Source organism: Rhizobium sp. 01L419 (assembly GCF_056400025.1).
The window spans coordinates 89,009-104,155 of the sequence record NZ_JBFTSM010000021.1 but is presented as its reverse complement, the minus strand read 5'-3'; the positions used below and the strand labels follow the sequence as shown (position 1 = coordinate 104,155).

16 protein-coding genes are annotated in these 15,147 nt (G+C 59.2%); 5 read left to right on the top strand and 11 right to left on the bottom strand.

All coding sequences use genetic code 11. From position 1 onward, the window contains the following. Nucleotides 1–107 precede the first annotated feature (107 nt). Entirely contained in the window at nucleotides 108–2,438 is a 2,331-nt protein-coding gene (locus AC1DUP_RS31270) for a PAS domain S-box protein (RefSeq protein WP_477836652.1), read from the top strand. 74 nt (nucleotides 2,439–2,512) lie between these two features. Here AC1DUP_RS31270 and AC1DUP_RS31265 read toward each other — a convergent pair whose 3' ends face one another. The 4 genes from AC1DUP_RS31265 to AC1DUP_RS31250 form a co-directional block, all read right to left on the bottom strand. Next, nucleotides 2,513–2,977, bottom strand: a complete 465-nt coding sequence (locus tag AC1DUP_RS31265; RefSeq protein WP_477836651.1) for a nuclear transport factor 2 family protein — start codon at nucleotides 2,975–2,977, stop codon at nucleotides 2,513–2,515. A 22-nt stretch (nucleotides 2,978–2,999) separates the two neighbouring features. Then, nucleotides 3,000–3,632, bottom strand: coding sequence for a pyridoxamine 5'-phosphate oxidase family protein (locus AC1DUP_RS31260; RefSeq protein ID WP_477836650.1), 633 nt, complete (start codon nucleotides 3,630–3,632; stop codon nucleotides 3,000–3,002). A gap of 56 nt (nucleotides 3,633–3,688) precedes the next feature. Next, nucleotides 3,689–4,657 (bottom strand): MBL fold metallo-hydrolase, encoded by a 969-nt coding sequence (locus AC1DUP_RS31255; protein ID WP_477836649.1) that lies wholly within the window; start codon nucleotides 4,655–4,657, stop codon nucleotides 3,689–3,691. An 80-nt stretch (nucleotides 4,658–4,737) separates the two neighbouring features. Then, a complete protein-coding gene (locus tag AC1DUP_RS31250) occupies nucleotides 4,738–5,727 on the bottom strand; it encodes an alpha/beta fold hydrolase (protein ID WP_477836648.1) in 990 nt (329 codons plus the stop codon). A 309-nt stretch (nucleotides 5,728–6,036) separates the two neighbouring features. On the opposite strand from AC1DUP_RS31250, the gene AC1DUP_RS31245 reads away from it, so the two are divergent. Continuing rightward, the gene (locus AC1DUP_RS31245) at nucleotides 6,037–6,864 is read left to right on the top strand and encodes a response regulator (protein ID WP_477836688.1); all 828 of its coding nucleotides are present in this window, start codon (nucleotides 6,037–6,039) and stop codon (nucleotides 6,862–6,864) included. A 78-nt stretch (nucleotides 6,865–6,942) separates the two neighbouring features. Here AC1DUP_RS31245 and AC1DUP_RS31240 read toward each other — a convergent pair whose 3' ends face one another. Beyond that, on the bottom strand, nucleotides 6,943–7,191 hold the full coding sequence (locus tag AC1DUP_RS31240) for a hypothetical protein (protein ID WP_477836647.1): 249 nt from the start codon (nucleotides 7,189–7,191) through the stop codon (nucleotides 6,943–6,945). A gap of 257 nt (nucleotides 7,192–7,448) precedes the next feature. Here AC1DUP_RS31240 and AC1DUP_RS31235 point away from each other — a divergent pair, with 257 nt between their 5' ends. Genes AC1DUP_RS31235 through AC1DUP_RS31225 form a run of 3 tightly spaced genes read left to right on the top strand, consistent with a single transcriptional unit; the run spans nucleotide 7,449 to nucleotide 9,820 of the window. Further along, nucleotides 7,449–8,222: an alpha/beta fold hydrolase gene (locus AC1DUP_RS31235; RefSeq protein WP_477836646.1), complete on the top strand. Its 774-nt coding sequence runs from the start codon at nucleotides 7,449–7,451 to the stop codon at nucleotides 8,220–8,222. Between the two features lie 47 nt (nucleotides 8,223–8,269). After that, nucleotides 8,270–9,217 carry a helix-turn-helix domain-containing protein gene (locus AC1DUP_RS31230; protein ID WP_477836645.1) on the top strand — a complete coding sequence of 316 codons (948 nt, stop codon included), beginning with the start codon at nucleotides 8,270–8,272 and terminating at the stop codon, nucleotides 9,215–9,217. Between the two features lie 54 nt (nucleotides 9,218–9,271). Continuing rightward, nucleotides 9,272–9,820 carry a carboxymuconolactone decarboxylase family protein gene (locus AC1DUP_RS31225; RefSeq protein ID WP_477836644.1) on the top strand — a complete coding sequence of 183 codons (549 nt, stop codon included), beginning with the start codon at nucleotides 9,272–9,274 and terminating at the stop codon, nucleotides 9,818–9,820. 197 nt (nucleotides 9,821–10,017) lie between these two features. Here AC1DUP_RS31225 and AC1DUP_RS31220 read toward each other — a convergent pair whose 3' ends face one another. From AC1DUP_RS31220 to AC1DUP_RS31195, 6 genes are all read right to left on the bottom strand, one after another. Next, on the bottom strand, nucleotides 10,018–10,413 hold the full coding sequence (locus tag AC1DUP_RS31220) for a DUF6130 family protein (protein ID WP_477836643.1): 396 nt from the start codon (nucleotides 10,411–10,413) through the stop codon (nucleotides 10,018–10,020). Nucleotides 10,414–10,570: 157 nt separating this feature from the next. Beyond that, nucleotides 10,571–10,954, bottom strand: coding sequence for a response regulator transcription factor (locus AC1DUP_RS31215; RefSeq protein WP_477836642.1), 384 nt, complete (start codon nucleotides 10,952–10,954; stop codon nucleotides 10,571–10,573). 81 nt (nucleotides 10,955–11,035) lie between these two features. Next, on the bottom strand, nucleotides 11,036–11,692 hold the full coding sequence (locus AC1DUP_RS31210; RefSeq protein ID WP_477836641.1) for a response regulator transcription factor: 657 nt from the start codon (nucleotides 11,690–11,692) through the stop codon (nucleotides 11,036–11,038). Further along, nucleotides 11,689–14,040 carry a PAS domain-containing sensor histidine kinase gene (locus AC1DUP_RS31205; RefSeq protein WP_477836640.1) on the bottom strand — a complete coding sequence of 784 codons (2,352 nt, stop codon included), beginning with the start codon at nucleotides 14,038–14,040 and terminating at the stop codon, nucleotides 11,689–11,691. Before AC1DUP_RS31205 ends, AC1DUP_RS31210 begins: the two co-directional genes overlap by 4 nt. Before the next feature lie 75 nt (nucleotides 14,041–14,115). Continuing rightward, on the bottom strand, nucleotides 14,116–14,916 hold the full coding sequence (locus tag AC1DUP_RS31200; RefSeq protein ID WP_477836639.1) for a CbtA family protein: 801 nt from the start codon (nucleotides 14,914–14,916) through the stop codon (nucleotides 14,116–14,118). Beyond that, on the bottom strand, nucleotides 14,867–15,076 hold the full coding sequence (locus AC1DUP_RS31195; protein WP_477836638.1) for a CbtB domain-containing protein: 210 nt from the start codon (nucleotides 15,074–15,076) through the stop codon (nucleotides 14,867–14,869). The genes AC1DUP_RS31200 and AC1DUP_RS31195 overlap by 50 nt, the downstream gene beginning before the upstream one ends. Nucleotides 15,077–15,147 lie beyond the last annotated feature (71 nt).

Sequence of the window (15,147 nt, the reverse complement as noted above, 5' to 3'; positions counted from 1 at the left end):
CGCGGGATGTCCGCACGCGATCGTACTTTGACGAAACTTTCGGACAACTTGCCGATCTCTCGCGTCCTGATACTCTGTGTCCGGGTTCCATCTGGGCGGAACGGACGATGGATGCGACGGAAGGCATGCGATTGCTGCAAGCGCTATCCGCCGATGCGGACCGCAGCCGTATCGCTGATGCGCTCGCGACTGTGTGCCTGAAGTTCGAAGATATCGAACGGGCAGAGGTGATCTTCTCAGGAGACGGCCCCGATGCTGAAACTCCCGACCCGATCATGTCAGTTTTAGAAACGGGAATGACTGCGGCAATCGCAAGCAACGATGAACACGGGCATGACTCTGGTGCTACGTGTGGGCTTCTGGTGCCCTTGGTGGCCGATAAGGAAGTTCTCGGCGTCTTGAAGCTTGAGAGCGCTACCTCGGCTGCATTCGATTCGGAAAGAACGAATATATTCGAATTCCTAGCTTCTACCGCGGCCTTGCGTGTCGATCGGGCAAGACTCTTGAGAGATCTCGATCGCGCTCGCGAAGACGCCCGCCTTGCCGAACGCGAACTCCGACTTTCATGGGATATGCTTCCCGCACATGCATGGCATTGCAGGCCTGATGGGACCCTAGAGGCTGTGAACCGGGAATGGTCCGGGTACTTCGGACTGACCGAAGAGGAGTCTTCCGGGTTCGGATACACGCGGGTATTCCATCCTGACGACCTACCGAAGGTGATGGATGTCTGGATGCGCTCCCTATCCGAAGAAACGCCCGGAGAGGTCGAAACCCGGATGATGCGGGCCGATGGCGAGGCTCGGTCTTTCCTAATTCGCACGGTTCCCATTCGCGACGAGAATGGGAAGGTCATCCGTTGGTATGGGATCAACACCGATGTTGAAGACCTAAAAGAGGCGCAACGTGAGATCGCCCGGACGGCAGCAGCACTCGCGGAAGGACAGAAGATGAGCCGCACGGGCACCTGGTCCTGGCGACCCGATACCGATACGTTCGCATGGTCTGATGAATGCGCGCGAATCTTCGGGCTTGCGGACGCGACTCATCCGCCAACGTTCGCTGCCATGCTGGAACGTGTGCATCCGGAGGACAGGGCCTCCATTGAGCCATTGCGGGCCGCCCGAGCGAGTGCCGCGCGCGACACCTATGCCGAGAGACGCATAGTCCTCCCGGGTGGCACTACCACCTTTGTGGAAAGTCGAACCCGAGCCGTGGTGGACACATCAGGCAAGGTCACGGAATACGTAGGGACCGTGCGCGATTTAACAGAATACAAGGTCGCCGAAGATCGGATTCAAGAAAGCGAGCGGCGCTATGCAGCGACACTCTCAAGTATTGGCGACGCCGTGATATCGACAGACGACCAAGGACACCTAACATTCCTCAACCCGGTGGCCGAAAAACTCACGGGCTGGACGCTGCAGGAAGCCGCCAACAGACCGGTTGAAGACGTATTCAAGTTGATAGACGAGACCAACCAACTCATCATCGACCCGGTATACGTAGTCCTCGGTCTTGAGGTCGATCTTGCAATAGGCAACCAGTACGGGCTTCGGGCGAAAGCCGGATCAGTGCTCACAATCGAAGTCTCGGGCGCCCCGATCATTGACGCCCATGGAGACATGAAGGGCGCAGTGCTCGTCTTCAGAGACGTGACCCATAGAAACGAAACCGCCGAAGCATTGCGACGTTCAAAGGAGGATCTGACGCGAATGGGCCGCCTCACGGCGATCGGCGAACTGGCGGTATCGGTGGCGCACGAAATGAATCAGCCCCTCATGGCTATCGTAACGAACGCCGCGGCGTCCATGAGTTGGCTGAAGGGAAGTTCCCCGAACATCGACGAGGCAATGCAGGCGATGGACTGGGTTCTCAGGGATGGCCATCGGGCGGGTGAGGTGCTGAGCGGCATCCTTGCATTGGCAAGAAATTCGCGGCCGAAAGTTGAGCCCCTGAGCATCCGCAGCGTGATCGAGGAAGTGCTTCTCTTGACGAAGAGCGAGCTCCGCCAAAAAAGCGTCGTTGTGGAAACCGACTACGAAAACGAAGCAGATGCGGTGAACGGCGATCGCATCCAGCTTCAGCAGGTCCTGATCAATTTGGTCATGAACGGCGCGGACGCAATGGCGACGCTGGAAGATCGGCGGCGCTTGCTCCACGTCTTCACTAGGCGACAGAGCGACGGCCTAGTCGAGGTCAGCGTTTCGGACAACGGCGTAGGGCTCGATCCTGACACCGCCGAACGCGCGTTCGAAGCCTTCTTCACGACGAAGGCGACTGGGATCGGGATGGGTTTGTCCATCTGTCGTTCGATCATCGAGGCACATGGAGGTCACATCTGGGTGGCGACGGAAAAGGGCAAGGGTAGCACCTTCAGCTTTACACTGCGGCCTCCGTCATCCTCGACAGCGCAATCCGAAGCTCTTGCAGGATAGCTGGCCGAGAAACGAAACTCGTGTGAAAGAGATCGATGCGCCCACTCAATTCGCACACGCCGAGCTTCGTATCTTCAGAAGCCAAAGTGACTCAGCCCCCAGTGGCCATCCGGTCTCCTGCCGAGCGGCCATTTAAAGGCGCGCTCCTCAGGCCTGATCGGATGCTCGTTGATGCTGGCATGCCGATATTTCATGAGGCCATCGATGTCGAATTCCCAGTTTTCGTTGCCATATGCCCGAAACCAGGTGCCGCTGTCGTCGTGATGTTCGTAGGCAAAGCGCACGGCGATCCGATTCCCGGAAAACGCCCATAGCTCCTTGATCAGCCTGTAGTCCAGTTCCCTCGCCCACTTCCGTGCAAGGAAAGCTTCGATGGCCGCCCGTCCCACAACGAACTCTGCACGGTTCCGCCAATGGGAGTCTACGCTATATGCTAAGGCGACCATCATCGGGTCGCGTGTGTTCCATCCGTCTTCAGCCAACCGCACTTTATCGGTGGCGGACTGCAAGGTGAAGGGTGGCAGCGGCGGGCGGGTCATACCTTGAACCTCTCGAATTCCACTATCGGATGCCGGGAGATGCGGCGGATTTCAGCTTGGCGATCTCCGCCTCGAGTTCTTTGATCTGCGCGTCCCTGGTCTCGATGGCCCTCAGGACTTCGTCGGCCTCGAACCTCAGCGGTATGTGCTGCGGGCAGTTCGCGTCCCAGGCTTCGACATGGAAGATGACCACCTGCTCCGGTCTGGCCTGGTAGCCTTTCGGCATCAACTGCTCGAGGAGTGCCGGATCGTCTTCGACGACGCGGGCCGTTCCCCAGATCTTCACGCGCGAACGGCTGCCGTAGTCGATCAGGAAGAGCTGCGCCTTGTCATTATCGACGAGGTTTCCTTGGGTGATGTACTGGCGGTTGCCAACATAGTCGGCGAATCCCAGCGTGGTCTCGTTGATGACACGGAGGAAGCCCGGCGGTCCACCCCGATGCTGGATGTATGGCTGGCAGTCCTTGTTCGCAGTAGCCATGAAGATGCTAATCTGCTTTTCGATGAAGTCCTTGAGTTCAGGCGTGATGGCTGTCGCCCAGCCGCCACGTTCCTCGACCCGAGCATAGGATCGGCGCGAGCCTTTTCGTTCCTGGATCTCCTTCACCGAGCGCGAAAAGGCGACATCGCTTGAGAAGTGCTTTCCGGTGTCCACGGCCGCCTGCCCTCCTTGTAGGATCGGCGGCCGGCGCCGCCGCGAGGTGTTTCCACTCAGACGCCTTCGTAGGCAAGTCGGGTGAACAGCGCCGGCGAGATCGCCCAGTTGCCGAAGACGGGGTCCCATTTCGCCGTGGGCTTCGCGGCGATCGTTTCCTCGGCGGTGCGTCCATCCTTCTTCAACTTGGCGACATTCTCCCGGATGCCGACGAGCATGTCCCGCCAGGCGATCAGGTCCTTCTTGTTGCCAATCTCGCCGTGGCCCGGAATGACGATCGTCTGGTCGTCCACCATCTTGACGTTCGCCTCCGCAGCCTGGATCTGCCCGTCGATGCTGCCGCCCGTCGAGTAGTCGATAAAGGGATATACGCCGTTCCAGAAGGTATCGGCCACATGGACGACGTTCGCCTCCTGGAAAAAGACAGAGATGTCGCTGTCGGTATGGGCCGGGCCATAATACTTCAGCTTGATCGTCTGACCGTTATGCTTGAGCGTCTCCTCGTCGCCCTTCATCAGCATCGTGGGAAGCGCGCCCTTCGGCGACGCCGGGAAGTCGAAGTCCCAGTCCACGACACGCGTGGCGACGGTCAGATGCTTCAACGAGTTCGGGTGGGCCATGATCATGGCGCCCTCCGAATTGAGCCATTCGTTGCCGTCGGTATGGTCGAAGTGCCAGTGCGAATTGATCAGGTGCTTGATCGGCTGCGGACCGAGATCAGCGAGGGCCTTCTCGATCTTCGGGCGCGTAGCCGTAATCCCGGCGTCGACAAGCAACTTGCCGTCTTCGCCCACCAGAACACCCATGTTGCCGCCAGAACCCGAGAATGCGCTGATGCCACTCCGGAGGTTCGTCGTCGTGATGTCAGCGGCGGCCGCAGCCTCGCGGATCTGAACGACGAGGCTCTTGGCCGCGGCGAAGACTTCAGACGGAGTCAGCCATCCCCCCGTGGCAGCGAAGGTTGCGCCGCCGAGGCAGCAAAGGCAGAATCCACGTCGTGACAAATTGTAATCGTGCTTGTTCATTCTCCGCTCCATCTGTTTGGACAGTCACGCAAAAAGGGCGCCACCACGCAGGGAGGCGTGCGTGGTGGCTAGGCCTCGATCTAATCCCGGCTGAGTTTTCGATCGAGGAAATCGTGAATGAGCGGTGCCATCTCCGGCAGCTTGTCCTCCAGGGCAAAGTGCCCCGTGTCGAGGAGATGCATCTCGGCATGCGGCAGGTCGCGAAGGTATGGCGATGCCCCGTCCGCAGGGAAGATCTTGTCGTTCTTGCCCCAGACGATCAGCGTCGGCGGCTTCCTTTCACGGAAGAATTTCTGGAATTCCGGATAGAGCGGGACGTTGGTGCCGTAGTCGTGGAAGAGGTCGAGCTGGATGTCGTTGTTGCCGGGACGATCGAGCAGCGGCTGATCATGGCCCCAGTTGTCGGGGTCGATGTGCGCGAGGTCGCTCATGCCGTCCGTATACTGGAATTTGGTGGTTTCCGGCTTGAAGAGAACCATCAGAGCTTGGCGGTTCTCGGGCGTATCGTTTTTCCAGTACGCCTTGATCGGGTCCCAGAACTCCTTCAGGCCCTCCTCGTACGCGTTGCCGTTCTGCACGATCAGGGCCGACACCCGGTCCGGATGCTTCAGCGCGAGGCGGTATCCGACCGGAGCGCCGTAATCCATGACGTACATGGCATACTGTTTGATATCGAGCTTGCCGAGGAGACTATCGACGATGTCGGCGTAGTGCTGGAACGTGTATTCGAACTTGGTGTGATCGGGTGCGTCGCTCTGCCCGAAGCCGGGATAGTCCGGCGCGATCACGTGATACTTGTCCGCAAGGATCGGGATGAGGTTGCGGAACATGTGGGACGACGTCGGGAAGCCGTGCAGCAGGAGCACGACCGGAGCATCGGCAGGTCCTGCCTCGCGGTAGAAGACCTTTGTGCCGTCGATATCGACGGTATGATAGGTCACCTGCGGGACCACCAGCTTGTGTGTGACGGCAGCCTTCTTGGCGGCAAAGGACGCGGTCGGTACGGCCGTTGACGCAGATAGTGCGAATGCAAGTGCCAATACGGTCCGGCTCAAGATCATTCTGTTCATTTCAGCCTCCAGGGTGATGGTGAAATCAAATCGATCCAGGCCCTCGCAGAGCTCCAGTCGTTGTTAACTTGCTACGCTTGATGACCTTGGAGGACGAGCAAGTTGTCGTAAGGCGTGGTGAGTTCGCGTGAGACTTTATGAGGATGAAACTCGCCGACCCCCTCGATTTCCTAGACCTTGGTCTAGTTCCCCACGACCTTGTCCGAGGCCGAATGGACCTAAGGCGAATTGTTGCAGCTCAGAACCAGAGCTAGGCTTTCTCCGCAATCAGCAGTGCAGCAAACAATTGGAGCAGGCGGGGGGACAGCCATGCAAGTCCAGTTCAACGATACGCTCGCGCAGGCGGCACACGCACACACACCCAGGTATTCCGGCGAGGCATCCCGTGACGGTCTGGACGGTTCAATCCGCTTCGGCCGCTTCTGCGCCCTACCGCACTCGCGTCAGCTTCTGATGGATGGGCGGCCGCAGGAGATCGGCGGACGCGCCTTCGATCTTCTTATGGTTCTGCTCAAGTCGAATGGCGGCATCGTGAGCAAGGACGAGATCCTAAACGAGGTCTGGCCGTCTATGGTGGTCGAGGAATGCAATCTCCGCTTCCAAATCAAATCGCTGAGACGTGCCTTGGGCAGTCACGGCGACATGATCAAGACCATCGTCAGACGAGGCTACATGCTGATCAGGGACGACATCCCCCGCGGCAGCATTCGGCTCGACGCGGTTCCCTTGCCAGCGGTACACGAAGTCGACACGGGAGCGATCACCAGACCAGAAGCGCCCTACATTGTCCTGATCGAGGATGACGAAAGCGTCCGCCGCGCGATTTCGACCCTTCTTCGGTCGGTTGGCCTCACCGTCGCCGCGTTTGATTCCGTCAAAGCCTATCAGGAAAGTGGACGCTCCCCTCAACCAGACTGCCTGATCCTCGACGTCTGCCTTCCCGGCCGGAGCGGCCTGGACTTCCAGGCGGACCTTCTGCAGACGGGAGTTCGCTACCCGATCATCTTTATCAGTGGAAATGCAGACGTTCAGATGTCGGTCCGCGCGATGAAGGCTGGCGCTATCGAGTTCCTGACGAAGCCAGTGCGGCATCAGGATCTGCTCAGCGCGGTGGATATGGCTGTAAACGCTCTATAGGTTGACGCGATACTCGACATGCCGCTCGACGCATGTTTGCTCAAGCTCGCCATAAACCCGTATTGATGGACATCTTGTCTAGCGAGGCCATATCTTGATGGGCTTGATGGGTGTCCAGAGTTCCAGCTTGGTCTGCTCTTCGGTTCCTTTGAGGCCCGGTGCAAATATCTGAATGTTGGGTCCGTCGGCCCGCTCAAGGCCTAGATAAGGTGCGGTCTTCTGCCAGAACTGCTCCGTCAGCGTAAAACGCAGGTTTCCGATTTCCGACGTTGGACCTTCATAGCTCAGGACGTGGTACAGCTGCTGCGGAACAATGACGGAATCCATCGGCTGAAGAACCCCGGTGATTGCCGTCTGGGTGATAAATCCCGACAGACGACTTCGCGGGCGCGAGCGCAGACATCAACGGCAGTCCAAGCCATTTATCGAACCAGCAGCTTCATGCTGCCTGCAACACCGCTGCCGCACCACTTCTCACAGCGCATCGCGACATCTCACAACATAGGTCTAGCACCGCGTAGTAGGTTTCTCTCAACGAAACACTGCTCTGCCGAATGCTGAGCGCCAAGCGGGACAAACCTTCAATGAAAAAGTGGCTGTCGAGTTCAGTAATGGTCGCGGCTCTCATGGTGAGCCATTGTGCAATGGCGGCGTCGAAGCCCACGATCGTGCTCGTCCACGGAGCTTTCGCGGAATCAGCGAGCTGGGACGGCGTCGCCGCCAAGCTGGTGAAGGATGGGTTTCCAGTCGTCGCGGTGGCCAATCCGCTGCGGGGACTGAAATACGACTCCGACTACGTCTCGGCGGTCCTGAAGTCCATCGACGGGCCTGTCGTCCTGGTTGGTCATTCATATGGCGGCTCGGTGATCACGGACGTCGCGGTCGAAGGAACGAACGTCAAGTCTCTCGTCTTCGTGGCAGGCCTCGCGCCGGACACTGGTGAGAGTGCGGGCAGTCTTGGCAAGAAGTTCCCCACCGGGACACTCGGCGACGCTCTTGCTCCCCCCGTCCTCCAACCGGATGGCAAGCATGATCTCTACATCTTGCAGAGCAAGTTCTGGAAGCAGTTCGCCGCGGACGTCCCGGAGCAGCAGGCGGCGCTGATGGGTGCTGAACAGCGCCCGGTCACGGCCGAGGCTCTCAACGATCCTTCCGGAGATCCGTCCTGGAAGAAGCTGCCCTCGCATTTCATCTACGGAACAGCCGACAAGAACATCCCGAGTGAGCTTCACGAGTTCATGGCAAAGCGGGCGGGAGCGAAGGAGACGGTCGGCGTGAAGGGCGCGTCGCACGTAGTGATGATCTCCCATCCCGATCTGGTGTCCGCGATGATCGAGCGGGCCGCGGCCGCCAAATAGCAGCACGACCATCACATCAATTCGCGCCCTTTTGAGAGGAGCAGCCGATGCAGACCGATATCGCCATCAAGGTGAGCTTGGGCCGGATACGTGACGTTTTCGAAACCATCGACGACTGCCTGCATGTCGAGCACTTCAGCGTGACAGACCCGAACATCTCGCTAGCGAAGCTGACGCGTGAGAACGGCAATCGCGCGATTACGACCTCGCTGGGTTCCGGTGTCGGTACGTTCGTCGTTGCGGCCCGAGACTCCGAGCTTCGTCTCGAGCAGAAGGGCCACGTCCTGTTTCAAGGAGTGATGATCGAAGACAGCGTGACCTTCGTCGAAGGTCCGGATCCAATCGCCGTCGAACTCCAGTCCGACGCCTGCCTCTACGTACTCACCTTTCTGCGAAAGCCTTATCAAGGCCCATGTCCCGTCGTCGGCGGAAGGTTCAACATTCGCGATATCCGCCTGGCGGAGCTGATTGGCGAGATTTCAGAAAGCTCGCCGGCGCGGCGATGTGAACTCACGCGGGACTTCTCTCGGCTGGCGTTCGAACACTACCAGTCACTGCCGCGGGTTCATCCCCTCTCGGCATGGAGACTGAACCGGGTGAGACGCTACGCGGAGTCGCGCCTTGATCGGCGAATGTCTCTTGAGGAACTGGCCGACGTCGCAGGTTTTTCGCGGGCGCATTTCGCGGCTACGTTCAAGGCAGCCACCTCGATGAGCGCACATGAATTCCTCTTACGGATGCGAATTCAGGCCGCCGCTAGCTTGCTCGCTTGCACCAATCTGTCCCTCGTGGAGATCGCACTTCAGACGGGGTTTCAGAACCAGCCCCATTTCACAACTGTCTTCCGCAAGATCACCTCGGTCACGCCGGGAAAATGGCGGGCATCGCGCCGGGCAGCTAGTCTGGCGAGCGTGACGGACGCATTGGTCGGCGCCAGCATGGTCATCGACCATCAGGCTCAACCCGACGGATTCCTGCCGCACGATCTTCATTGAAGTCGGCTCGTAGCGCCGAAATGCAGCATCTGACACCATGGAAGGAAGTGAATCATGTCGCGAATACCTATCCCTGCAACTCTCGACGCCGCTCCGGAAGCTTCCAAGCCCACGCTCGAGGCGATCAAGAAGCAGGTCGGGGCCTTGCCTAACGTGTTCCGGATGATGTCGAACAGTCCCGCCGTGCTGGAAGCCTACGCCGCGCTCAATGGCGCGCTCGGCAAGGGGAAGCTCGATAAGAAGATCCGCGAACGGATCGCGCTGGCGATTGCCCAGATCAATGGCTGCGAATACTGCCTCGCAGCGCATACGTACACTGGGACGCATGTGGCGAAGCTGAGCCTGGATGAGATTCTCGCGGCTCGCCGCGGTGGGTCGTCTGAAGCAAAGGCCGACGCAGCGGTCAAGTTTGCGGTCAGGGTCGCCGAAGCCCGAGGCGGTGTCTCCACCGAGGAAGTCGAGGCAGTAAAGGCGGCGGGATTCGACGACGGTGAGCTGTTGGAAATCGTGGCTCACGTCGCCGCGAGCACCTTCACGAACTACATGAACGAGGTCTTCAAGACCGATGTGGATTTCCCGAAGGTCGACCGTCAGGCCGCCTGAGATCCTCTGCCCCGTCAAGTGAAAACGCCTGACGGGGCTTACGCTTGCAAACATTTGCCGCACCAAGAAAACAGACCCTCGCGGCGGGGAAAGCGCGAGGGTCTGTTCTTCGGGCATCGCGGCCTGAGAGGGTACAGGCGGCGCGGGGGCACAGCGGGTCCGCGTGCGATCGCCCTTGGACGTCGAATCCCTTCTAACTACTTCCTTTCGTGGATCACGAAACTGACCGTCTGCGCCGTGATCACATGATGGTCCGGATCGGCAAGCTCAACGAGGACCTTGTGTTCTCCGGCTGAAAGTCCGACGACGATTATTGTCTCGCCGCTGGCATCAAGGAAGTGCCATGGAAGGTCGTCTACAGTGATGTGGACATGCCCAATCCGTGGAGAAACCTGTAGCGCGCCTTTACCGAAGACCGGGACGATGCGTACGTTCTGCGCCCGGTACTGGATAAATACGAGACCTCGCGACAGAGGCTCCGGGAGCGGTGGATCGACGATGAGGATCGGCTCAGGTTCGTTCTCTATGCCGATAAGCGGCGATGGACCACGGATCTCGCGGGCGCTCGGCCTCAGGGGATACCCATCCGTCATGACGGCTCTCCAAGCTCATTGCTTCAATGGTGGCGTTTGGACGATCAGATGAGCCGTCCTCCATGCCGCCCATTGTCCGTCTGGGACCCGATAAAGTCGAACGAGATGGCGTGAGATGCGGTGTGATGTGGTTGGAAAAGCCGTCCGCCGAAGCAGTCTACGGAGTTTCCGCCAACGCAGTCCTGATGGCGTCGAGAAGATCCGCGGGATTGACGGGCTTCAGGAAGATTTTGATAGCGCCCGAATTGCGGGCCCGATCGCCGACGGCGACATCCGAATGCGCGGTGATAAGGATTGAGGGTATAGTGATCGCCATCCCGGAAAGCTTGTCCAATAAATCCAATCCTGAAATGCCGCCAAGCTGTATGTCCGTCACCAGACAGGACGCGCTCTCAAGATCCGAAGAAGCGAGGAAATCTTCCGCCGAAGCAAAGGCTGCAACCCGCATTCCCGAAGCACGCAGCAGTCCTCGCAGAGCGTCGCGAACTGGTTCGTCGTCCTCGACGCAAACCACGAGAGAGGACTGTGGAGCTTCAACCATTGACCGATCCTTTTTCTATAATCCTATGATCGCGTCAGCATGCTCACAATGCGACTTATGTCTGGAAAAAATGCCAGGAACCTAGCCTTTGGTCGAGATCTCTCGCCGCTCGTCTAGGTCGAGTAGATCAAAGTGACGTACGAGTTCCGGTAGCGTCTGGACATGCATCTTCTGCATGACGTTTCCTCGGTGCAACTTGACCGTCGCTTCCGTGATGCCCAGCGCCGCGGAGATCTGCTTGTTGCGTTGGCCTTCCACGACAAGGATCAAAACCTCCTGCTCACGCTTGGACAGCTTTTCGAAGTCTGCCCGAACATTCGCCGCTGCTTCCTCCTTCATCGTGGAGCGACTGTCTCGCTTCAGCGCCGAATGAACAGCATCCAGGAGATCTTGTTCGCGGACTGGTTTCGTCAGGAATTCCACTGCACCAGCCTTCATCGCCCTGACCGCGATCGGCACGTCCGCGTGCCCGCTCATGAAGATCACTGGTCTGTGGAATCCGCTCGCCCTAACCTCCTCGTAGAACTCAATCCCGCTCTGACCCGGTAGACGGACGTCAAGGATCATGCAGCCGACATTTGCCAACTTCCCCTTGGACGAGAACTCTGTCGCTGACGAAAATGCGACAACGTTGAACCTCATCGAACGCAACAGGCCCACAAGCGATTCCCGAACAGCCGCATCGTCTTCAATCACGACGACCAGCGCCGAGGCGTCTTCACGTTGCTTCTGGTTCATGGGTCCCCCCTTGCATACGGTATCGTGAATTCGAAAACCGTTCCCCCTGCCGCCAACGGCTGCGCCGAAAGCGTCCCACTATGCGCCTCGATTATCGACCGACAGATCGCTAGCCCCATGCCGGTCCCCTCCGGCTTGGTGGAGAAGAATGCTTCGAAAATATGCTCTGACGCAATGGGGTCGAGACCATGGCCGTTGTCCTCCACCCGAACCGCCAGATGGGAACCGAGGTCCACGCTCATCACGTTGATCGTCCTCCCATGCGCGGTTTCCGTCATCGCCTCTGCCGCGTTGAGTATGAGGTTTAGGAGCACCTGCTGAAGCTGAACCTTGTCTCCTCGGATCGCGCCGACGGTCGGCGACAACGAGACGGATGCGTTGATATGACGGCTGCGAAGTTCGCTTCGCATCATCGTCAGGACGTCGCCAATGACTTCGTTGATATCGACCATCGCGATCGAGGGACGCGAGTTGCGGGCCATGTTGCGAACGTTCAAAAGGACGTCTCCCGCCCGTTTTCCTTCCCTGACGATCCGTTCCGCTGCGACCTTCGCTTCCTCCAGGTCGGGTTCCGGACGGCTGAGCCAGCTCAGACAGGTTGCCGCGTTCGTGACGATGGCCATGAGCGGCTGGTTCATTTCGTGGGCGATGCTCACGGTTACGGCGCCCATTGCCGTCAGGCGGTTCATTCTGACGACGTCGGCCTGGGCCTTCCTGAGCGCCTCCTCACCGTTCACGCGATCCGTCAGATCGATGATCGCCCCGAACACCTCGGGCTCCTGCTCGGGGTCCGGCTCGACGCGGGTCATACAGTGGACATGCTTGATCGAACCGTCCGGTGTCAGCAGCCGGAATTCGGCCTCCCATGGGTCACGGTCACGTATAACCTTTTCTAAGTTTTTTTCGATGCGCTCTCGGTCGTCCGGATGGACCCTCGTCATCACCGCTTCGTGAGTCAAAGGCAGGGCCGGATCGAGACAGAATATGTTGTAGGTCTCTGCCGACCACATGGCCTCGCCTTTCAAAGGCTTGATGTGGAAGCTTCCGACGTGACTGAGCATCTGTGCTTCGGCAAGCGATGCCTGCGCCCGCTGGGCCTCAGCCAGGGTGGTGCGTATGCGCTCCTCGGCCCGCTTCGATTCCGTGATGTCGATAATCGTTCCGATGTATTCGCTACGGTTGCCGTTCTCGTCGGCGATCAGACGCCCGCGACCATGGACGAAGCGCACTTCGCCGTCTGGCATGACGATCCTGTGGGACACGTTCAGGTCATGGCCCGAAAGCATGTCTTCGTAGGCACCGTCAAACAGCGGGAGGTCATCGGGGTGCACCTTGGACCTCAAGTCCCCGGCGTTTATGGTCTCCTGCTCAAGTCCGACGATACGCGCGCATTCAAGCGAACATGAGAAAGTGTCAGTCGAGGCATCCCACGACCATGTGCCCGACTGGACCATCCGTTGCCCCTCTGCAAGAGCGGCGCGGCTCTTCGCCAGTTCGAACTGGGTTCGCTTCAAGTCGTCGATGTCGGCGTTCACTCCGTACCATTTTCGGATGGTGCCATCGTCGTTGAAATGTGGGACCGCTCTGAGCATGAAATACCTGGCCACTCCGTCGTGCCGCAATATGCGCGCCTCGATGCCACCCGGCTTCCCGGTAACGAGAAGCTCGGTCCACGCCTTGATTACCTTTTCGACATCCTCCGGGTGGAAGGAAGCAAGGAAGCCCAGTCCAAGCGCATCCTCGCGGCTAATTCCCGTGTACTCGTGCCATTGGCTGCTCGCTTCCTGAAGTTCCCCGCCAGGGCCGCCCACCCAGGTCAAAGCCGGGATCATGTCGAGATTCCGCCTCAACTCGCACTCGACTTGAACAGCGTCCTCGCGAGCCGATCCAAATTCTTCCCGTAGGTCGTCCAGACCGTGCGACGCTGAGAAAGCCGATGAAAGCCATTCAAGCTGCTCGATGAGATCGGCGGATGGCAAATCCTCATGGATTACGTACAGAGCTCCCTCCGACCGATGTCGGAGATCAACCGGGATGCAGACTATCCAGCCGCCCTTCACGCCGTGGACAACGGCGGTGGATTTCGTTGCAATAACTTGACGAATGACCCCCTGGTCGAGGTCCGATAGGGCCTCTCGGGTGTTGGAGGCCTGACTAACGGCGGTTTTGCCGTCAATCCAGCGGGCCACGGCGATCACAGCAAACTCGGCTCGCTCGACCTGCACCAGATAAACTGCGGCTCCGGTTGCGGAGCGCAATGCAGCCGCCAAGAACTGACGAACATCGCGGCCCAGCGCGGGGTCACCGTCCGCCGACTCCGAAACTGGTTGCTCCGAGAGATCGTTCATCGATGCGAATGCTCCGCGCTCAAGTGGCGAGATGCTATGCCTGCGGAGCAGGGAAAGCCAGACCCGGAGCTGCGGTCAAGCGTTTGGGATTATACGGCGAGATGCGTCCGCACGTCCGTAGCCGACCACATACTCCGCGACTTGTCCGAAAACGATGCCAAGCCCGCCCCAAACGATCAATTGCAGTGCTGCGGCATTCACTCGGAATTCCAGGAGCAAGCCCCTTGGAAGGGCGCGCGGAACCTCGGAGACACCGGGCATCGTGGCGATCCATACCGACGCGAGCGCGACAAACGTCGCGGCGCCCGCACTCACGGCGAGCGGGAACGTTGCTCGATGCGCGAGGCGGTACGCGATCCACGCCGCCAGTATCATGGATAAAGCCGACGCCATCACCAGAACAAAGTAGAGTTCCGTCCTGATGCCAATGGTCTCAGCAGTTCCGACACCGGGCGGGCTTGCCGGATATTTGAGCTGCGGAACCAGCACGAGCGCGATGTATCCGGCCGCCGTGATCATGCACACCATCGAGCGCGCACGCATCCTCAGCCGACCATGAAAGAATGAAAGTCCGATGGCGAGGAAACCTCCCAATGCGATGCAGTAGCTCGCGATTCCCACGAATAGGCCCCCGTTACGCTGCATGCTGCGACTGACGCTCTCCCCGTGTGCGTCCGCGTGCTGGTGATGGGAGCTCTCCTCGAGGGCAATCGCGCGCTCGATCGACGGCTCGGAATACACACGGGCGAAGGAGAAGGCGATCAGGGCCACGATCAGGCCGGAGAGCATACCCGTGATCAAAAGTCGCTGGATCATGACAGTCACCTCAGTGGCAGAAAAAGCCGAGTAGATGTCGGCCGTCGTGAACGAATTCATGCACGCTGTCCCCTTGGATCAGCGAAGTAGCACCCTGCTCCGCGCCTACGAAATAGAGGGTCATCAGGAGAAGCAGCCCGACGAAGAACGTCCAAGGAAGCAGCTCGCCCGCAGAGATGGGCGCTGGGCTGGGTGCGGGATGGACGACGATATGGGTCATCTGGGATTCCTCTTTCGATCAAGACCATTGCGGCGGTCATCATGACCGGGTCCCCGGCCCGCGTTTATCGA